Origin of the sequence: Rathayibacter sp. AY1D9 (assembly GCF_002932395.1) — a bacterium.
Lineage (GTDB): Bacteria > Actinomycetota > Actinomycetes > Actinomycetales > Microbacteriaceae > Rathayibacter.
In genome coordinates this window covers 55610-75283 of sequence record NZ_PSVQ01000001.1, presented here as the reverse complement: position 1 = coordinate 75283, position 19674 = coordinate 55610, and the positions used below count along the sequence as shown (strand labels likewise).

Sequence of the window (19674 nt, the reverse complement as noted above, 5' to 3'; positions counted from 1 at the left end):
CGACTCACTCGCGAGTGGTGATCGCGAAGGGACTGCTCGAGAGGTCCGAGAACGCGCCCACTCGGGCGCGCAGCTCGCAGGACGGAGTCACCGTGAGGGCGGTCACCGTCAGCCCGTCGGACGACACGGCGACCGCGCCGCTGCAGCCGTCGCTGAACCGCACGCCCTCCACTCCGCCCGCGATCGCGTCGAGCATGCTGCTCGCCGGCGCGGACGACGGCGTCGCCAGCAGGGGATTCACGGGGTCCGCCCCGCTCGGCCAGACCGGCACCAGCGTCACCGGCAGCGGGGTCCGGCCGACCGTCCGCGCGGGAGTCTCGATCCGCACATCCCGCAGCCGCTGCACGGGATACGCCGTCCCGGTGACCGCAGGGTCGGCCACCGCCTGTGCCGTCGCTGATGCGGCCGCCGCGAGCCACCCGTCCAGGGCGCTCTGCTCGGCCACCGCGATCGGCACGGTCGCCGTGACGTCGACGATCCCCTGCGCCGGGACGTGCAGGTCCGTCAGGCTCCAACCGCAGCCGACCCCGACTCCGGTGACGCTCGGCCGGTTGCGCACCGCCGTCACTCCGGACCAGCTGGCCGCGGGGCACGCCGCCGCGGCGTCCGGGCCCGGCAGCACCTCGAGGAAGGACCCCGAGAGGGGCGCGCTCTGGGCGGAGTAGGAGATCTCGACGACCACGGCCCGTCGCTCCGCGTCCCAGGTGGCCGATCGCGTCACTCCGAGGCCCGTCGGCAGCGGCCGGTCCTGCTGCCGGGCCGACAGGTCGGCATCCGGCGCCGAGGCCCGTGCTCCGCCGCCGCGCGGCTGGACGGCGAGGAGCACCGCCCCGATGAGCAGGACGCCGGCGCCGAGGGCGGCGAGGATCATCCGCAGACGTCCGCCGCGCCCCCGCCGAGCTGGAGCCTCGAACAGCCGTTCCACCAGGCGCAGCTCGCGGCGCGGCACCGGGCGGAGCACGGTCGCCTGCGACGACGGGCCGAGCTCGGGAGCGGGCCCCTCCTCCACCGGCTCCGACGACATCTCCGCCGCCATCCCGCGGAGGACCGTGCCCGGGCGCTCGGCCTCCTCGAACTCCGCCGCGCCCGCCGCGAGCGGCAGCGCCGGCAGCCCGGCCAGCGCCGGGGAGAGGCGTCGCAGGATCCCCGCCGCCTCCGCAGCCGTCGGCCGCGACGCCGGATCCTTCGCGAGCATCCGGTCCAGGAGCGACGCGAGCCGCGGCGGCAGATCCAGCGGCGGCGGGAGCATCGCGACGTGCCGGTAGGCGACCGCGACGTCGGCGCCGGGGCCGGCGAACGGGCTCCGGCCGCACAGCAGCTCGTAGAGCAGGATCCCCGTCGAGTAGACGTCGCTCGGCGGGCCGGCTGCTCCGGTGGCGAGCATCTCGGGCGAGAGGTACTCCGGCGTCCCGATGACACCCGTCGTCGCGCGCGGCCCCTCGGCGACCACGTGAGCGATGCCGAAGTCGGAGACGCGGACGGCGGAGCCCGCATCGTCCGCACCCTCCGCGAGCAGGACGTTGTCGGGCTTCACGTCCCGGTGGACCGTGCCGATCGCATGCGCGGCGGCGAGAGCGTCGAGGATCGAGGCCGCCACGGGCAGCGCATCGACCGCCGGGAGGGTGCCCTCGTCCCGCAGCAGCTCCCGCAGCGATCCGCCGCCGACGAGCTCCATCACGATCCCGAGCGTCTCCCCCTCCACGACGAGGTCGAGCACCTCCACGACGTGCGGGTGCCGCAGACGGGTGAGCACCGACCTCTCACGGACGAACCGCTCGACCAGGCCCGCGTCGTGCACGTGCTCACCGCGGAGGAGCTTCGCCGCGCGGTCCGGCCCCTGCGCGTCGGCGACGCGCCACACCTCGCCCGCGGCACCCGAGCCGATCCGCTCGAGCAGGCGGTAGCGCGCCCCCAGCGCATCCCCGGCACTCCTCGCCATGCCGCCTCCCGCTCCGAGCTTCCGTCATCTTCGAGAGGAAGCGTAGCGGAGACCGCTCGGGCGGATCAGCGGTGGCGCATCGGCCGGATCAGAACCCCTCGTTGGCGCGCGGTGCGTAGTCGGCGCCCAGCGCCTCCAGCTCGTCGGCGGCCAGCTCCACGTCCAGCGACGCGACCGCGTCGTCGAGGTGGTGGAGCTTCGTGGCTCCGACGATCGGAGCGGTGATCGCCTCCTGCTGCCGCACCCAGGCGAGCGCCACCTGCGCACGGGGCACGCCGCGCTGCTCGGCGATGCGTGCGACGGTCGCGACGGTCCGCCGGTCGGCCTCCTCCTGCTGGCGGTAGAGGGTGCCGCCGAAGACGTCGGTCTCGGTGCGCGCCGTGGTCTCGTCCCAGTCGCGGGTGAGCCGGCCCCGGGCGAGCGGCGACCACGGGATCACGCCGACTCCCTGGTCGACGCAGAAGGGGTGCAGCTCGCGCTCGTCCTCGCGCTGGATCAGGTTGTACTGGTCCTGCATCGAGACGAACCGCGTCCAGCCGCCCAGATCCGCGGTGTACTGCGCCTTCGCGAACTGCCACGCCCACATGCTCGAGGCGCCGATGTAGCGCGCCCTGCCCGAGCGGACGACGTCGTGGAGCGTCTCCATCGTCTCCTCGATCGGCGTCTCGGGGTCCCAGCGGTGGATCTGGTAGAGGTCGACGTAGTCCGTGCCGAGACGCCGGAGGCTGTCGTCGATCGCGCTGAGGATGTGCCGCCGCGAGAGGCCGCCGCCGTTGGGGCCGGGGCGCATCCGCCCGTGGACCTTCGTGGCGATCACGACCTCCTCGCGGACCGCGAAGTCCGCGAGCGCCCGGCCGACGAACTCCTCGCTCGTGCCGTCGGAGTAGACGTCCGCCGTGTCGAACGTGGTGACGCCGAGCTCCAGCGCCCGCCGGAGGAAGGTCCGCGACTCCTCCTCGCCCATGCTCCAGCCGTGGGCACCGCGGTCGGGAGCGCCGAAGCTCATGCAGCCGAGGACGATCGAGGAGATCTGCAGGCCGCTGGAGCCGAGTCGGGTGGAGTCCATGCGCGTCGCTTCCGTGTCGAGGAGGGGGTCCCTCCAGCGTCGCACCCGCGAGCGGCGGCGCGCCAGCCGTCCGGCTACACGGCCGGATCGCGACGAGTGGCGGCGACCACGCTCGGGAGGAACAGCGCGACGACGGCCACCGCGGCCGGCGCCAGCAGCGCCCAGCCGATGTCGGGCACGGCGTACTGGCCCTGGAAGGCGCCGAGCGCCACGGCCATCATCACCAGCTGGATCGTCAGCGCCGACGCGCGCATCCAGCCTCGCCGTCGCACGGCGCCGAGCGTCGTCGCGGCGGCCCAGCACACGGCGATCAGCGCGAGGACGACGATGGCGATCCCTCCGCCGACCGTGTCGGCCCGGGTCGTCAGCAGCTCGAGCACGAGCCACGCCGCGACCCCGGCGACGGCGAGCGTCTCGAGGGCCAGGACCGCGATCAGCACCACCAGACCGAGCGGCCGGGAGGCGGTCGGGCGGGGTCCGCGGGACCCGTTCGCGTCAGCGGTCACAGGCACATCCCATCCAGGACTCTTGATTCGGGCTCATCCCCGTGACAGGCTAGTCCAGTTCGTTTCACCGCTCACAGGGTCGTGGGTTTCCGCCGATGTGAACATCCGATCCCGCCGCGCCGTCAGGCAAGGGGGCGAACCGGATGACCAGCACTGGAGCCGGGTGGCCGACGCAGTGCTCACGCATCGCGTCGAGTGCACCGGCAAGAACCGAGCGTTCTCCCGTCCACCACCCCGATCCACCCCGCGCTCCAGCACGGGGCCTCGTGGCGTGCGCCGGTGAGGGCGCGGAGGTCGAGTACTGGTCGGGATCGTCGGCGTGGATCGATCATCCCACCCGAACACTGCGTGGTTCCTCCACGCACGCCTTCACACAAGGAGCACCCGCATGGACTGGCGCGACAAGGCCGCTTGCCTCACCGCAGACCCCGAGCTTTTCTTCCCGGTCGGCAACACCGGCCCGGCCGTGGACCAGATCGAGAAGGCGAAGTCGGTGTGCGCACGCTGCACCGTCACCGAGGTCTGCCTCCAGTACGCCCTCGAGACCGGCCAGGACTCGGGCGTGTGGGGCGGCCTCAGCGAGGACGAGCGTCGCGCCCTGAAGCGCCGCGCCGCCCGCGCACGCCGCGCCTCCTAGGCGCACGAGCCGCTCGGCGGCACGAACGATCCCGACCCCCGTCGCCTCTCGGCAGCGGGGGTCGCGTCGTCTCCGGGCTCAGGAGCGGGCGCGCTCCAGCCACCGCAGCGGCACCTCGATGGTGACCTCGGTGCCGCGCCCGACCAGCGTGTGCCAGTCGATGGTGCCGCCGAGCTCGCCCTGGATGAGCGTGCGCACGATCTGCGTGCCCAGGCCCGATCCGACCTTGCCCTCCGGCAGCCCGACGCCCGTGTCGCGCACCTTCACCGTGAGCTCGTCGTCGCTGCGCGAGGCGACGATCTCCACGTCGCCCTCCCGTCCGGCCAGGCCGTGCTCGACGGCGTTGGTGACCAGCTCGGTCAGGGCGAGCGCGAGCGGAGTCGCGTACTCGCTGGGCAGGTTGCCGAAGCTCCCCGTCAGCTTCGGGTGCACCGTGGTGTTGTGGGTCGAGGCGACCTCGGCGATCAGCAGCAGCACCCGGTCGAAGACCGCGTCGAAGTCGACGTTCTGGTTCAGCCCTTCCGAGAGCGTGTCGTGCACGACCGCGATGGCGGCGACGCGGCGCATCGCCTGCGTGAGCGCCTCCCGGGCGAGGTCGGAGTGGGTGCGCCTGGCCTGGATCCGCAGCAGCGAGGCCACGGTCTGCAGGTTGTTCTTCACGCGGTGGTGGATCTCGCGGATCGTCGCGTCCTTGGTGATGAGCTCCCGCTCCTGGTGGCGCAGCTCCGTCACGTCGCGGCACAGGACGACGGCGCCGACCCGCTCGCCGCGGTCGCGGATCGGGATCGCGCGCAGCGACACCGTCACTCCGCGGGCCTCGATGTCGGTGCGCCACGGCGCCCGGCCGGTCACGACCAGCGGGAGCGACTCGTCGATGACGACCTTCCCCGCGATCAGCTTCGTGGTGACCTCGGCGAGCGACTCCCCCTCGAGCTCGTCGGCGAAGCCGATGCGGTTGAACGCCGAGAGGGCGTTGGGGCTCGCGAACGTGGTGACGCCGTCGACGTCCAGGCGGATCAGTCCGTCGGACGCGCGCGGCGCCCCGCGACGAGGACCGGTCGGCGCGCCCAGGTCCGGGAAGTCGCCCGAGGCGATCATCGAGAAGAGGTCGTTCGCGCAGTCGTTGAACGTCAGCTCCTGCCGGCTCGGCGTGCGCGTCTCGCTGAGGTTGGTGTGGCGCGTGACGACCGCGATGGGGCGGTCCGTCGTGCCGCCGTCGGAGGCCCCCAGGCGGCGCAGGACGGGCACCGCGCGCACGCGGGTGGGCGTCTCCTCGAACCAGTCCGGGGCGGAGGTGTCGACGATCCGCGCGGTCTCGAACGCCTCGACGACCTGGGCGCGCCACTCCGACTTGATCCTCTGCCCGACGAAGTCGCGGTAGAAGAGCGTCGCCGCGCTGCTGGGGCGCGCGTGGGCGACGGCGACGAAGCTGTCGTCGGCCGTGGGCACCCAGAGCACGATGTCGGCGAAGGCCAGGTCGGCGAGCAGCTGCAGGTCGCCGACGAGCAGGTGCAGCCATTCGACGTCCGCTTCGTCGGATCGGCCGTGGGAGAGGACGAGGTCACTGAGGGTCGACACCCGACAAGCCTAGGGCGCGGCCGGGCGGTGCACGCCGGGCTCGCTGTCCACAGCTCGGGACGGCCGACGATTATCCACAGTCTGCGCCTCTGCACTCCATGAGCATCCCTCGACTGCTTCGATGAGGTCGTCCTCGCGTGCCGACCCAGCGCGCCCCGCCCGTCGAGCAGAGAGGTGACCCGGACCCGTGAACAGCTCGTCCTGCCCCAGGAGATCGCCGCATGAGCCTTCCCCTCCACGCCTTCGACTACCGCACCCTCCCCCTCGACCCCGAGGCGGCCGTGGAGCGGCTCACCATCGCGGAGTTCTTCGCCCCGCAGCCTGCGACCCGCGCGGAGCTGCCCGACCCGGAGCCCCTGCTCGCCCGGCTCACGCACCTCGTGATCGAGATCCTGGAGGGCTCGCGCGAGATCGACCAGATCGCGCGGTGGCTGAGCGACGAGGTCTACCACCACCTGCAGAAGCGGGTCGTGCTCGCGGCCCGCGCCCGCAGCCTGCGGAAGCGGACGGCGCAGCGCGTCCCGTTCACGGTCGGACGGGTGATCGTCACGGAGCCGCGGGACGGCGTCGTCGAGGGAGTGGTCCTGGTGCATCACCGCGCACGGAGCCGGGCCGTCGCGATCCGGCTCGAGGGCACGGACGCGCGCTGGCGTGCCACCGCGATCAACGTGCTGTGAGGAGCGGGTCAGCGCTCCCGGACGGCCGCACCGGCCGGGAGCACGATCTCCACTCCCCTGTCGCGCAGGGCCTCCTCGAGCTCCGGGGGCGGCGGTGACGAGATGATCCGCGCGATCGAGCTCCGCGACCTCCTCAGGGACGGCTTCACCGCCGCCGACTACGACCACATCGGCGGACTCCCTCCCCAGCCCGGCTCGCAAGCGGTGTGCGCAGCGGTGGAGTCGGCGCTCGAGGCCTGCTGCGTCCCCGGGCTCGTCCTCGAGACGGACCGGCCGACGACGATCGGCCTCGGCGACACCTTCGCCGGCGGCTTCGTCTCGGCCCTCGCGCGCGGCGAGTCCTGACGGCGGGCGAGGCGGGCTCCGAGCCTCCGCAGGAACGCCGACGGCCCCGGACACCCGCTGCTGCGGGACCGGGGCCGTCGGCGTCGTCCGGGGAGGACTCAGCGGCGCTTGGACTGCGCGCGCCGCTCCTCGCGGTTGGCGGGGGCGTCCGAGCCGCCCGGCTTCTGGCCGAAGGCGCCGGTCGTCGGAGTCTCCTCCGCCTCGCCCTCGGGAAGCGCCTTGCGGGCCTCCTCGGCGCGGGCCTTCGCGGTGGCCGCCTGCTGCACCTGTCCGCGCTGGTCGCGGACCTCGACGCCGCCGGTGTCGCTCGGGGCCGAGTAGCTGAGCTTCTCGGCCGGAGCGACCGGCTGAGTGAGGCCCTTGGCCGCGACTCCGGCGACCTCGCCCTGCTTCTGGGTCACCTCGACCTCGAGGTTGAAGAGGAAGCCGACGGTCTCCTCGCGGATCTGCCCCATCATCTGCTGGAACAGGGCGAAGCCCTCGCGCTGGTACTCGACCAGCGGGTCGCGCTGGGCCATCGCGCGCAGGCCGATGCCGTCCTTGAGGTAGTCCATCTCGTAGAGGTGGTCGCGCCAGCGGCGGTCGATCACCGAGAGCACGACACGGCGCTCGAGCTCGCGCATGGCGGGAGAGCCCAGCTGCTCCTCGCGGCGCTGGTAGGCGAGCTGCGCGTCCGAGAGGATCTCGCGGCGCATGAACTCCTTGTTGATGCGGCCGCGGCTGCCCGCCTCCTGCACCACCTCGTCGATGGTGAGGCTGATCGGGTACAGCGTCTTCAGCTCGGTCCAGAGGGCGTCGAAGTCCCAGTCGTCGCCGTTGCCGTCGCCGGTGTGCACCTCGAGGATCTCGTCGATCACGTCGACGAGGAACTTCTGGGTGCGCTCGTGCAGGTCGTCGCCCTCGAGGATGTGGCGGCGGTCCGAGTAGATCGCCTCGCGCTGGCGGTTGAGGACGTCGTCGTACTTGAGGACGTTCTTGCGGATCTCGGCGTTGCGGGCCTCGACCTGCGACTGGGCGCTGCGGATGGCGCGCGAGACGACCTTCGACTCGATGGCGATGTCGTCCGGGACGTTGCCGCGGCCCATGAGCGCCTCGGCGGCGCCGGAGTTGAACAGGCGCATGAGGTCGTCGGTGAGCGAGAGGTAGAAGCGGCTCTCCCCCGGGTCGCCCTGGCGCCCCGAGCGTCCGCGGAGCTGGTTGTCGATGCGGCGCGACTCGTGGCGCTCGGTGCCGAGCACGTAGAGGCCGCCGGCGGCCTGGACCTTCTCGGCCTCCTCGCCCACCTTCTCCTTGACGGCGGCGAAGACCTCGTCCCACGCGGCCTCGTACTCCTCCGGAGTCTCGGAGGGGTTCAGGCCCTTGGCCGTCATCTCGGAGACCGCGAGGAACTCGGCGTTGCCACCGAGCATGATGTCGGTGCCTCGACCGGCCATGTTGGTCGCGACGGTGACGGCGCCGAGGCGGCCGGCCTGGGCGACGATGGCCGCCTCCCGCGCGTGGTTCTTGGCGTTCAGGACCTCGTGGCGCACGCCCTTCTTGGCGAGCAGGCGCGAGAGGTACTCGCTCTTCTCGACGCTGGTCGTGCCGACGAGGACCGGCTGCCCGGCCGCGTGGCGCTCCGCGATGTCCTCGACGACCTGGGCGAACTTGACCTGCTCGTTCTTGTAGACGAGGTCGGCGTTGTCGATCCGCTGCATCTTGCGGTTCGTCGGGATCGGGACGACGCCGAGCTTGTAGGTCGACATGAACTCGGCGGCCTCGGTCTCGGCCGTTCCGGTCATGCCGGAGAGCTTCGCGTAGAGGCGGAAGTAGTTCTGGAGCGTGACGGTGGCCAGTGTCTGGTTCTCGGCCTTGACCTGCACGCCCTCCTTCGCCTCGATGGCCTGGTGGATGCCCTCGTTGTAGCGGCGTCCGGCCAGGATGCGGCCGGTGTGCTCGTCGACGATCAGGACCTCGCCGTTCAGCACGACGTAGTCCTTGTCCTTCTTGAACAGCGCGCGCGCCTTGATGGCGTTGTTGAGGAACGAGATCAGCGGGGTGTTCGCCGACTCGTAGAGGTTGTCGATGCCGAGGTAGTCCTCGACCTTCTCGATGCCGGGCTCGAGGACGCCGACGGTGCGCTTCTTCTCGTCGACCTCGAAGTCCTCGCCCTCGTCGAGGCGCTTGGCGAGGTTGGCGAACTCCGCGAACCAGCGATTCGCCTCGCCCGAGGCCGGCCCGGAGATGATCAGCGGGGTGCGGGCCTCGTCGATGAGGATCGAGTCGACCTCGTCGACGATGGCGTAGAAGTGGCCGCGCTGGACCATGTCCTGCGCCTGCCACGCCATGTTGTCGCGGAGGTAGTCGAAGCCGAACTCGTTGTTCGTGCCGTAGGTGATGTCGGCCGAGTACTGCTCACGGCGCTGCTCCGGGGTCTGGCCCGAGAGGATCACTCCGGTCGTCATGCCGAGGGCGCGGAACACGCGCCCCATCAGCTCGGACTGGTACGACGCGAGGAAGTCGTTGACCGTGACGATGTGCACGCCGCGGCTGGCGATCGCGTTGAGGTAGGCCGGGAGGGTCGCGACGAGCGTCTTGCCCTCTCCGGTCTTCATCTCGGCGATGTTGCCCAGGTGCAGGGCGGCGCCGCCCATGAGCTGCACGTCGAAGTGGCGGAGGCCGAGCGTCCGGCGCGAGGCCTCGCGGACGGCGGCGAACGCCTCCGGCAGCAGGTCGTCGAGGGACTCGCCGTTCGAGTAGCGCTCGCGCAGCTCGACGGTCTCGTTCTTCAGCTCCTCGTCGCTGAGGTGCGTGAAGTCCTCTTCGAGGGCGTTGACGGCCTTCGCGTAGTTCTCGAGGCGGCGGATGACCCGCCCCTCCCCGACGCGAAGGACCTTTTCGAGGACAGAGGCCACGGGGTACTCCAAAAAAGTAGAAGACAGGAGTCGCGCGCCGAAGCGCGGACCGCGACCAGCCTAGCCGGGGCGGGCGGCGAGCGGTCGGGGCGACGCGTCCGCCCTGGGCGGACTCCCTGCCTGGGCCCGGGGTCGGATCTCAGCCGGCGGCCTGCTCGGCGAGCTCGTCGGCCTCGTCGCCGAGGCCGATCACGCCGTAGTCCCAGCCCTTGCGGCGGTAGACCACGCTCGGGCGGTTCGTGTCGGAGTCGATGAAGAGGTAGAAGTCGTGTCCGACCAGCTCCATGTAGTCGACGGCGTCGTCGACGGTCATCGAGACGGAGGCGAAGACCTTCTTGCGGATGACGACGGGGCAGTACGGCTCCTCGACCTCGTCCTCCACCGGCTCCGGCGCCTCCTGCACGGGGATGACGCCCGTGCTCAGCTGCTCCAGCACCGCCGCGTCGGCAGGCTGGATGGCGACGACGCTGAAGTCGTCGGCGGCCGCGTCGCGGAGCGAGGTCGGCCGATGCTGGCCCCGATGGACCTTCTTCCGGTCCTTGGCGCGTCTCACCCGTTCGAGCAGCCGGCCGATGGCGACGTCGAACGCCGCGTACTTGTCGGCTCCGCTCGCCTCGGCCCGGACCACGGGCCCCTTGCCGATCAGCGTCAGCTCCACGCGGTCGCCGCCGGCCGAGCCCTTGCCCTCGGCGTGCCTGCTCGCCTTGATCTCGAGTGCGAGAGCACGATCGGCGAGGTGCGCCACCTTGTCCGACTTCTCCGTCGCGTACGCGCGGAAGCGATCGGTGATGTCGATGTTGCGTCCTGTGATGTCGATGTCCATGACAACCTCCCAGTCGAGTACGGCGTGCCGCCTTTCTCCGGGGCGGACCGTTCACGCCGTGCCCCCACCGTAGACCCCGGCCACCGGATCGTCACCGGGAGTTCGTCCGGATTCTGCTGCTACGTTCCCTCTTCGTTGCGCGGTGCCGGCCAGGGCCGCCGCGGCCCGGACCGTCCCGCCGGCCGCACGCACGGCGCGCCGGAGCTCGAGCAGGGTCGCGCCGGAGGTGACCACGTCGTCGACGAGGACCACCGGCGGCCACGACGAGAGCGGACGGCGGGCGCGGAACGCCCCGTCGAGGTTGCCGCGCCGCTCGATGCGGCCGAGCCCGACCTGGTCGCGGACCATCCGCGACCGCCGGAGAGGACGCGCCGCCCGCCCTCCCGCCGCGGCGACCAGCTGCGCGACGGGATCGGCGCCCCGCCGCACGCGGCCGAGCCAGGAGCCGGGCGGGACGACCAGGATCGCGGGGCTGCCGGCGAGCGCCGCGCCGAGGGCCGGACGCAACAGCGCGCCGAGCGGGGCGAGGCAGGCCGTGCGGCCCTCCTCCTTCAGCGCGACGACGAGGCGGCGCACCGTGCCCTCGTACGGGGCACCGGTGACGACGAGGAGCGGATCGTCCGGCGGCCCGACGACGCGGGTCAGCAGGCAGGCCGAGGCGGCCGCGTCGGCCGAGCAGTCCGGACAGGGCGCCCGGCTCGTCGGCTCTCCGCAGGCGGGGCACTCCAGCGGGAGGAGGACGGCGAGGGCGTCGAGCAGGTGATCGGAGAGCATGCCTCCACGTTCGCCGTCCGGGCCGCGGCGCGGGGGGTGGATCCGTCGGATCGGGACGATCCGCCTGCCCGACGCGCCTGGGGAGGAGCATCCGGAGCGCGCCGCCGTCGGAAGGGCTCGTCGCCGCCGACAGGACCGGTCAGGACCCCATGCCGGTCTGCGCCGCGAGCAGCCGGATGTCCGTCGCGGTCGTCTGCCAGGCCGAGCCCCGCTGCTGCCGGAGCTCCCCGCCCTCGGCGAGGATGCGGATCTGGGTCGAGGTGTTGCCCGCGGCGATCTGGACCGTGCCCGTCGTCGTGCCGAGCGCCGTGGCGCCTCCGCCGAGCAGGTTCATCGTGACGGCGTCCTCCCCCGTCGAGCCGCGCACGACCGACACCACGTCGAGCTCGTCCGTCCAGGCCGCGGCGACCGCGGTCCCCAGGGTCGAGCGGAGGACGACCGGCTCGCCGACCGCCACCGGGTCGCCGTCCCGTGAGCGGGTGATGCCGGCCACCAGCACCGTGGCCTGCTGCCCGTCCTGGGCGAGCGCCAGCATCCGGGTGCCGTCGCGCGACACGGCGATCGAGGCGAGCGACTCGACCTCGCTCCAGGCCGTCGCGACCTGCATCGAGCGCGAGCCGTCCGCGGAGTACGCCACCAGCTGCCCGGGCGAGGCCGACGGCACCGACCAGACGTACCCGAGCGGATCGATGGACGGCGCGACGAGGCCCGACCGCGCGTCGAGGAGGACGTCGGCACCGTTGGGCTCCACGAGGCTCACGCCCGCGGCGGTGAGCACGGCGGCCGATGCGTCCGAGTCGGCCCCGCGCTGCTCGCCGAGGACCGCGGCCCGCGGCTGCAGCGCCTCGATCCGATCCGAGATCCCGAGGCCGGCCAGCCCGGAGGAGCCGAGGAATCCGAAAGCGTCGTCGGTCAGCACGAGCGGCCGGGTGTCGACGCGGGGCGAGGTCGGCAGCCCGGTGACCTCGGAGGGGACGTCGATCGGGTTCTGCTCGACGGAGAGCGCGACTCCGGTGACGTTCGAGACGTTCGCGAGGCTCCGGTTCAGCTGCAGCGCCATCAGCCGCCACTGCGCCGGATCGGCCTCGAGAGCGGCCGGGTTCAGGTCGACCACGGCGCGCTGCGACTCGACCGGGACGGTCTCGGCCGCCAGCGTCGTCCCGGTCGGGAAGGCCGACACGACGGCGGCGGAGTCCCGCAGCCACGGCGTGGGGCCGCGCAGCAGCTCGGTGACGATCGTGGTGCTGGTGGAGCTGTCGGCGCGCGAGGCGAACCAGCGCAGGTCCGGCACGAGGTACTGGTATCCGGGGTCGAAGAAGTAGAGCGCGTGCGTCGAGAAGACCTGCTCGAAGGTGGTGCGGTCGATCACCACGCCGCTCGGCGGCGCGCTGATGCGCCACTCGCCGTTCTCCTGGACGAAGCCGTAGTCGAGGGTCAGGCCGGCCGTGGTGGCGACGTCGGTGTAGACGCCCGTCGCGTCGACCTCGGCGACGGGCGTGATCGTCAGCGAGAGCGTGGATCCCGACTGCGGCGAGGCGGAGCGCTGGCCCTCGTCGACCGTCACGTGCTCGCCCGGCGTCCAGTCGGCTCCGGTGGAGAGGAACTCGCGGGCGATCTTGTAGTTGTTCTGCGGGCTCGACGCGGCGTCGATGAAGCCGGTCAGGATGTCGCGCTGCGACGCACCGACGGCGGGTCCCGACGGGAGGAAGTCGTACTGGAGGTCCTGCGGCGCGGTGTCGGGCCGTCCGACTCCGACGTCGCCGTCCCGCGGGATGCCGGCGCACCCGGCCAGCCCGAGCGCGAGCAGCGCGGCGGCCGCGACGGCGCGGAGGACGCCGCGCCTCACGGGAGCACCCCCGCGGCCCCGACCGGAGGAGCCTGCAGCGGCGGGAGGACGATCGGGCCGCTGTAGGCCTGCTCGCCCGCGTCGACCGGGGGCAGCGGGAGCGGCGAGGCCTCGATCCGCTCGCCGCGGTGCCGGGGCACGGTCAGGCGGAAGCAGGCGCCGCGATCGGGCACGGACCAGACCTGCAGCCAGCCGTGGTGCAGGGCGGTGTCCTCCTGCGCGATGGAGAGGCCGAGGCCGGTGCCGCCGAGCGTGCGGCGGCGGGACGGGTCGGCGCGCCAGAAGCGGTCGAAGACGCGCACCACCTCCTCGCTGCTCATGCCGTGCCCGTAGTCGCGCACCGCGAGGGCGACCGCGCTGGCGTTGCTGTCGACGGTGACGACGACCTCGCGGCCGTCGCCGTGCTCGATCGCGTTGCCCAGCAGGTTGCGGACGATCCGGCGGATGCGGCGCGGATCGAGGTCGGCGTCGAAGTAGCCGCCCGGGGCGGAGAGAGTGAGCCGGGAGCCGTTCGCCTCCGCGATCCCCCGCATCGCCTCGATCTCGTCGCCGGCCAGCTTCACCAGGTTGACCGGCTCGAGCTCGAGCTCGGCCGACCCCGCGTCGTGGCGGGAGATCTCGAGCAGGTCGGCGAGGAGGCTCTCGAAGCGGTCGATCTGGCTGTGCAGCAGCTCGACCGTGCGCTCGGCGACCGGGGCGAAGTCCTCGCGCTGGTCGTACAGCACGTCCCCGGCCAGCTTCATCGTCGTCAGCGGCGTCCGGAGCTCGTGCGAGACGTCCGAGACGAAGCGCTGCTGGACCTGGCTGAGCGTCGCGAGCTCGCTGATCCGGTCCTGCAGGCTGTCGGCCATGCCGTTGAAGGACCGGGCGAGGGTCGCGATCACGTCCTGGCCCCGCTCGGGGATCCGCACGTCGAAGTCGCCGGCGGCGAGGCGCTGGCTCGTCTCGGCCGCGACCCGGACCGGGGCGACGACGATCCGCACGACGACCCAGCTGACCGCTCCGATCAGCAGGATGAGCAGGATCCCCGCCACGTTGAGCACCTGCTGCACGAACTGGAGCGTGCGCTCCGCGTCCGCGAGGGAGTAGCCGATGTACAGCTCGTAGCGCCCGGCCGAGCTCGGCAGCTCGAGGGTCGAGCCGACGAGGATGCCGGGCTGCTGCTGACCGGAGGCGTCGAGCGTCACCGACTGCCAGTACTGCCCGTCGGAGCCCGCCTGCACCCGCTCGCGCAGCGCGTCGCTGATCACGCCGTTCTGCAGCTCGCGGTTGTAGATGTCCTGAGGCGCCAGCGAGGACGCCTCCTGGTCGGGCGAGCGCACGACGGCGATCAGCGCGGAGGAGGAGGCGTCCCGGACGGCGGTGCGCACCGAGCTCATCACCTCCTCCATGTCCTGGCGGGTGGAGACTGTGGCTGCGTCGAGGTATCCCTGCGCGGCCCGGGTCGCGCGCGACGTGTCGCCCGTGACCTGCGTCAGCCGTGACTGGAACAGGTTGTCGCTGATGCTGTACGAGAGGTAGACGCCGGTCGAGCCGATGGCGATGCCGCTGAGCAGGACCGTGATCGCGACCGCGCGGAACTGCAGCGACGTGCGCCACACCCCGAGCACGCGGCGGGGCCACCGGCGCACGTCGGGAGCGGCGAGGCGGGGCACGGTCAGCCCGGGAGGACGGCGCCGGCGCGGTAGCCGACGCCGCGCACGGTCATCACGATGCGGGGGTCGTCCGGGTCCTTCTCGACCTTGGCGCGCAGGCGCTGGACGTGCACGTTCACGAGGCGGGTGTCGGCCTTGTAGTGGTAGCCCCAGACCTGCTCGAGCAGCATCTCGCGGGTGAAGACCTGCTGGGGCTTGGAGGCGAGGGCGAGGAGGAGGTCGAACTCGAGCGGGGTCAGGCCGATGCGCGTCTCGCCGCGGCGGACCTCGTGGCCGGCGACGTCGAGGCTCAGGTCCCCGACCTGCAGCACCGCGTTCGCGGCGGCGGTGGTGGGACGCAGGCGCGTCCTGATCCGCGCGACGAGCTCCTTGGGGTCGAACGGCTTGACCATGTAGTCGTCGGCGCCGGACTCGAGGCCCTGCACGACGTCGGAGGTGTCGGACTTGGCCGTCAGCATGATGACGGGGACTCCGGACTCGGCGCGGATCGCGCGGCACACCTCGATCCCGTCGATCCCGGGCAGCATCAGGTCGAGCAGGACCAGGTCCGGCCGGGCCCGCCGGAAGGCCTCGAGGGCGCCGGAGCCGTCCGCGCAGAAGGAGACGTCGTACCCGTCGGCGCGCAGGACGATGCCGATCATCTCGGCCAGGGCGGCGTCGTCGTCGACCACCAGAATGCGCGCGCTCATCGGTCTGCTCTTCCTCGTCTCGGGTCGCGCCCGCCCACGGCGCGCACGGTGACCCGACCCAGGCTAACCGACGCACCTCTCCGTGGGCGGGGAGCGGGCTCTGCGGGCGAAGGGGGTCCGCTCGGGGGAGGACCCCGCCCGCACGCCTGTGACAGCATGGAGGGGATGACCGACGCAGCTCAGTGGCCCCCGCCCGCAGGGCGTCCGGACGACGCGGCCGTCCCGGCGCAGGACGGCGACCGGCGCAGGCCGCTGCCCGCTCTCGTCGCCCCGGCCTGGTCGCCCGCGCCGCCGAGCGCAGGCCCCGTACCACCCGGTGCCGCCGGGGGCTCCTGGTCGCCCGCCGGCGCCGGCCCCTGGTCGCCCGGACGCCCAGCGCCCGGCTGGACTCCCCCGCCCAAGCCCGGTCTCGTGCCGCTGCGCCCGCTCGGCTTCGGCACCCTGCTCGGCGCCCCGTTCCAGGTCCTCCGCCGCAGCCCCCGCACGACCCTGGGCGTCGCCCTGCTGGTGCAGGGCCTCGGGTCGGTGCTCGCCCTGGCGGTCTACGGCCTGATCGCGGTGCTCGCCGTCGGGCGCATCTCGCAGGCGGAGTCCGCCGACCGCGACGCCGTCGGCGCGGGCTCCCTCGCGGTCGTGGTCCTGGCCGCCCTCATCCCCCTCGCCGTCTCGCTCGCCAGCGGCGCCCTCGTGCAGGGCGTGGTCGTGCTCGAGGTCACCCGCGGCGTCCTCGGCGAGCGGGCGACCTTCCGACAGCTGCTCGCCCGGCTGCGGGGCCGCTTCTGGGCGCTGATCGGCTGGACGGTCCTGCAGGGCGTCGGCTACCTCCTCCTGGTGCTCCTCGCCGTGGCGCTCGCCGTGCCGCTGTTCGTCATCGGAGCGATGGACGGGACGTCGAGCGCGATCGTCGGCGGGATCCTGGTGCTCGTCGGCTCCGGCCTGGTCGCCCTCGCGCTGGGGGTCTGGCTGTCGACGAAGCTCGCCCTGGTGCCGAGCCTGATCGTCGTCGAGCGGCTGCCGCTGCGCCGTGCGGTGGCGCGCTCCTGGCGGCTGGTGGCGGGCGGCTTCTGGCGCACCTTCGGCGCGCTCGCGCTGATGACCGTGATCATCCAGGTCGCCGGCCAGATCGTGGCCACGCCGTTCAGCCTGCTCATCCCGATCGCCGGCGCCCTGATCGCCCCGACCGACCCGGACGCGCAGCTCGTCACCTCGCTCGTGGTGACGATCGCCTCCGTCGCCGTGGGCTTCGTGATCGGCGCCGTCGGCACCGTGCTCCAGTCGGCCGTGACGGGCCTGGTCTACCTCGACCGACGGATGCGCCGCGAGGGCTTCGACCTGGTGCTGATGCGCCACGTCGAGGAGCGCGCGGCGGGCCGCCCCTCCCCCGATCCCTTCCCCGTGCCGGAGCGCCCGTGATCCTCGCCGCGGCCCCTCTCGAGCCCGACGCGGAGCAGGCGCGCCGACTCCTCCTCGAGGAGCTCGCCGACCCGCGCTACCGGGCGGCCGAGCCGACCCTCTTCGACCGGGTGGTGCAGGCGGTGCGCGACTGGTTCGCCTCCCTCACGCTGCAGGGCGACGGCCCGCCGGTGCCGATCGCCGCCGTGATCGGCGTGCTGGTGCTGGTGGCGCTCGTGGTCGCCGCGCTCGTCATCGCGGGACGGCCCCGCGCCGGTCGCCGCAGCACCGTCACGGGAGCGGTGCTCGCCGACGACGACACCCGCTCGGCCGCGATCCTCCGCTCGCTCGCCGAGGCCTCGGCCGCCCGCGGGGACTGGGACGAGGCGCTCGTCGAGCGCTTCCGCGCCCTGGTGCGCTCCCTCGACGAGCGGACCGTCCTGCGGGTCTCGCCCGGCACCACCGCTCTCGGCCTGGCGTCGCGCGCTTCCGCGGCCTTCCCCTCCTCCGCCGCCGCGCTGCGCCGCACGGCCGACGACTTCGACCGCGTGCGCTACCTCGGGCAGCCCTGCGGCCCGGCCGAGTACGAGCGGGTCGCGGCTCTGGACCGCGAGCTCGCCGCGGCCTCGCCGGTCCTGGACGCCCTGGCGGCGCCCCGGTGAGCGCCGACACGGTCTCCAGCCCGACCCTCGGCGCGCTGCTGCGCCGCGGACGGGTGTGGGTGCTCCTCCTCGTGATCGTCGCGGTCGGCACTCTGCTGCTCACCGTCGCGACCGGGACCCGGGTGGCCGCCCCGGACCTCGACGTCGACAGCGCGACCCCGGACGGCGCCCGCGCGCTCGCCCAGGTGCTGCGCGATCAGGGCGTCGAGGTCGTCCGCGCCGACGACCTGGACTCCGCTCTCGCCGCCTCCTCCCCGGACGCGACACTGCTCGTCGACGACCCGGACGTGGCCCTCGACGAGGCCCAGTACCGCCGGCTCGCCCGCGCCTCGGCCTCGCTCGTCCTGGTGACCCCGGGAGGAGCCGCGCTCGACGCCCTGCTGCCGGACGTCCGCTTCGCCGGCTCCCCGGCCGGCGACGGCCCCTTCCGCGCCGAGTGCCCGCTCCCGGCGGCCGAGCGCGCCGGGACGCTCCCCGCCGGAGGGAGCACGTACCGGATCCTCGACGACGGCGACGCGGTCGGCTGCTTCCCCTCAGGCGACGACGGCTTCCTGCTCGTGAGCACCGGGTTCCCGCAGGGCGCCGACGTCACCGCGATCGGCGACGCCGACCTCCTCCGCAACGGCACCATCGGCCAGGACGGCCGCGCCGCTCTCGCGCTCGGACTGCTCGGCGGTGAGGACCGGCTGGTCTGGTACCGCGCCGGAGCCGCCGACTCGGCGAGCACCACCCCTGCACCCGCCGACCTCGCCCCCGGCTGGGTGACTCCGGCTCTCCTGCTGCTGGTGGCCGTGTTCGTCGCCTCCGCCGTCTGGCGCGGCCGCCGGCTCGGTCCGCTCGCGGTCGAGCCGCTGCCGGTCGTCGTGCATGCGAGCGAGACGGCCCGCGGCCGCGCGCGGCTCTACGCGCGCGGAGCCCTCCGGCCCCGCGCCCTCGACGCACTGCGCATCGGCACCCTCCGGCGGACGGCCGCGCTCCTGGGACTCGCTCCGGCGACCGGGGTCGACGAGATCGTCGCCGTCGCCGCCGAGCGCCTCGGCCGCGATCAGGCCGCGCTGCGCCGTCTGCTCGTCGACGACCTGCCGGGCGACGACGCCGCCCTCGTCGCCGCCTCCGACGAGCTCCTCCGCTTCGAGAGCGCGCTCCGCGCCGCCCTCTCCCCGACGACCGCCCGACGACCGGAAGGCCCCTCCCGATGAGCGACACCACCCCCTCCGCCCGCGACGGAGCGCCGGTCTCCGACGACGACCTGCGCGCCGAGCTCGACCGGGTCCGCTCCGAGGTCGGCCGCGCGGTCGTCGGCCAGGACGGCGCCGTCTCCGGGCTCCTGATCGCCCTCCTCGCGGGCGGCCACGTCCTGCTCGAGGGCGTCCCCGGAGTCGCGAAGACGCTGCTCGTGCGCGCCCTGTCCGTCTCGCTCGGCCTCGACACCCGCCGGGTGCAGTTCACGCCGGACCTGATGCCCGGCGACATCACCGGCTCCCTCGTCTACGACGCCTCCACCTCCGGCTTCGCCTTCCGCGAGGGCCCGGTCTTCACGAACCTCCTGCTGGCGGACGAGATCAACCGCACGCCGCCGAAGACCCAGGCCGCGCTCCTCGAGGCGATGGAGGAGCGCCAGGTCAGCGTCGACGGGCGCACCCTGCCTCTGCCGGACCCGTTCCTCGTCGCCGCCACCCAGAACCCGGTGGAGTACGAGGGGACCTACGTGCTCCCGGAGGCCCAGCTGGACCGGTTCCTGCTCAAGCTCGTGCTCGACATCCCGCCGCGCGACGTCGAGGTGGAGGTGCTCTCGCGCCACGCCGCGGGCTTCGACCCGCGCGATCTCGACGCCGCGGGCGTGCGCCCCGTGCTCGACGCCGCTCGTCTGCGCGCCGCCCAGGCGTCGGCCCGGCGCGTCGGAGCCGGCCCCGACGTCCTCGGCTACATCGTCGACCTCGCCCGAGCCACCCGCGAGAGCCCGAGCGTCAAGCTCGGCACCAGCCCCCGCGGCTCGACCGCCCTGCTCGCGGCGTCCCGCGCCTGGGCCTGGCTCAACGGCTACGGCTCGATCACCCCCGACCACGTGCAGGCGATGGTCCTGCCCGTGCTGCGCCACCGCATCCAGCTGGAGCCGGAGGCGGAGCTCGAGGGCGTCCGCACCGAGGCCGTCCTGGGCGGGATCCTGCAGCAGGTCCGCGTCCCGGTCTGA

Annotated in this window: 17 protein-coding genes; 7 read left to right on the top strand and 10 right to left on the bottom strand. The window is 73.3% G+C overall.

The genetic code is table 11. The annotated features are described in order from the left end of the window. Positions 1-4 precede the first annotated feature (4 nt). The 3 genes from C5C50_RS00325 to C5C50_RS00315 all read right to left on the bottom strand — a co-directional run bounded on the left by C5C50_RS00325 (position 5) and on the right by C5C50_RS00315 (position 3511). A complete protein-coding gene (locus C5C50_RS00325; RefSeq protein WP_104272589.1) occupies positions 5-1939 on the bottom strand; it encodes a serine/threonine-protein kinase in 1935 nt (644 codons plus the stop codon). 88 nt (positions 1940-2027) lie between these two features. Then, positions 2028-3005 (bottom strand): aldo/keto reductase, encoded by a 978-nt coding sequence (locus C5C50_RS00320; RefSeq protein ID WP_104246658.1) that lies wholly within the window; start codon positions 3003-3005, stop codon positions 2028-2030. Positions 3006-3079: 74 nt separating this feature from the next. Continuing rightward, positions 3080-3511, bottom strand: coding sequence for a hypothetical protein (locus tag C5C50_RS00315; RefSeq protein WP_104246659.1), 432 nt, complete (start codon positions 3509-3511; stop codon positions 3080-3082). Positions 3512-3899: 388 nt separating this feature from the next. On the opposite strand from C5C50_RS00315, the gene C5C50_RS00310 reads away from it, so the two are divergent. Continuing rightward, on the top strand, positions 3900-4148 hold the full coding sequence (locus tag C5C50_RS00310) for a WhiB family transcriptional regulator (protein WP_055788231.1): 249 nt from the start codon (positions 3900-3902) through the stop codon (positions 4146-4148). A 78-nt stretch (positions 4149-4226) separates the two neighbouring features. On the opposite strand, the gene C5C50_RS00305 is transcribed toward C5C50_RS00310, so the two are convergent. Continuing rightward, positions 4227-5726 (bottom strand): sensor histidine kinase, encoded by a 1500-nt coding sequence (locus tag C5C50_RS00305; protein ID WP_104224128.1) that lies wholly within the window; start codon positions 5724-5726, stop codon positions 4227-4229. A 221-nt stretch (positions 5727-5947) separates the two neighbouring features. On the opposite strand from C5C50_RS00305, the gene C5C50_RS00300 reads away from it, so the two are divergent. After that, complete coding sequence (locus C5C50_RS00300; RefSeq protein ID WP_219812134.1) at positions 5948-6403, top strand: Rv3235 family protein; 456 nt, start codon at positions 5948-5950, stop codon at positions 6401-6403. A gap of 102 nt (positions 6404-6505) precedes the next feature. Beyond that, positions 6506-6748 (top strand): hypothetical protein, encoded by a 243-nt coding sequence (locus C5C50_RS00295; protein WP_104246660.1) that lies wholly within the window; start codon positions 6506-6508, stop codon positions 6746-6748. 98 nt (positions 6749-6846) lie between these two features. Here the strand turns inward: C5C50_RS00295 and secA are convergent, their stop codons facing one another. The 6 genes from secA to mtrA form a co-directional block, all read right to left on the bottom strand. Next, positions 6847-9642 carry a preprotein translocase subunit SecA gene (secA, locus tag C5C50_RS00290; RefSeq protein ID WP_104260486.1) on the bottom strand — a complete coding sequence of 932 codons (2796 nt, stop codon included), beginning with the start codon at positions 9640-9642 and terminating at the stop codon, positions 6847-6849. Positions 9643-9781: 139 nt separating this feature from the next. Then, positions 9782-10465: a ribosome hibernation-promoting factor, HPF/YfiA family gene (gene hpf, locus C5C50_RS00285; protein WP_104224131.1), complete on the bottom strand. Its 684-nt coding sequence runs from the start codon at positions 10463-10465 to the stop codon at positions 9782-9784. A 51-nt stretch (positions 10466-10516) separates the two neighbouring features. Further along, a complete protein-coding gene (locus tag C5C50_RS00280; RefSeq protein ID WP_104260487.1) occupies positions 10517-11239 on the bottom strand; it encodes a ComF family protein in 723 nt (240 codons plus the stop codon). A gap of 139 nt (positions 11240-11378) precedes the next feature. Beyond that, positions 11379-13085: an LpqB family beta-propeller domain-containing protein gene (locus C5C50_RS16785; RefSeq protein ID WP_181127388.1), complete on the bottom strand. Its 1707-nt coding sequence runs from the start codon at positions 13083-13085 to the stop codon at positions 11379-11381. After that, positions 13082-14740 carry an MtrAB system histidine kinase MtrB gene (gene mtrB / locus C5C50_RS00270; RefSeq protein WP_244229464.1) on the bottom strand — a complete coding sequence of 553 codons (1659 nt, stop codon included), beginning with the start codon at positions 14738-14740 and terminating at the stop codon, positions 13082-13084. Before mtrB ends, C5C50_RS16785 begins: the two co-directional genes overlap by 4 nt. Positions 14741-14742: 2 nt before the next feature. Next, a complete protein-coding gene (mtrA, locus tag C5C50_RS00265) occupies positions 14743-15429 on the bottom strand; it encodes an MtrAB system response regulator MtrA (RefSeq protein WP_104272588.1) in 687 nt (228 codons plus the stop codon). 165 nt (positions 15430-15594) lie between these two features. Here mtrA and C5C50_RS00260 point away from each other — a divergent pair, with 165 nt between their 5' ends. From C5C50_RS00260 to C5C50_RS00245, 4 genes are read left to right on the top strand one after another with little or no spacing between them, the layout of a single operon-like run. After that, on the top strand, positions 15595-16842 hold the full coding sequence (locus C5C50_RS00260; RefSeq protein WP_146085830.1) for a hypothetical protein: 1248 nt from the start codon (positions 15595-15597) through the stop codon (positions 16840-16842). Continuing rightward, positions 16839-17483, top strand: coding sequence for a DUF4129 domain-containing protein (locus C5C50_RS00255; RefSeq protein ID WP_104272587.1), 645 nt, complete (start codon positions 16839-16841; stop codon positions 17481-17483). Before C5C50_RS00260 ends, C5C50_RS00255 begins: the two co-directional genes overlap by 4 nt. Beyond that, positions 17480-18682 (top strand): DUF4350 domain-containing protein, encoded by a 1203-nt coding sequence (locus C5C50_RS00250; protein WP_104225485.1) that lies wholly within the window; start codon positions 17480-17482, stop codon positions 18680-18682. Before C5C50_RS00255 ends, C5C50_RS00250 begins: the two co-directional genes overlap by 4 nt. Then, positions 18679-19674, top strand: coding sequence for a MoxR family ATPase (locus C5C50_RS00245; protein ID WP_104224137.1), 996 nt, complete (start codon positions 18679-18681; stop codon positions 19672-19674). Before C5C50_RS00250 ends, C5C50_RS00245 begins: the two co-directional genes overlap by 4 nt.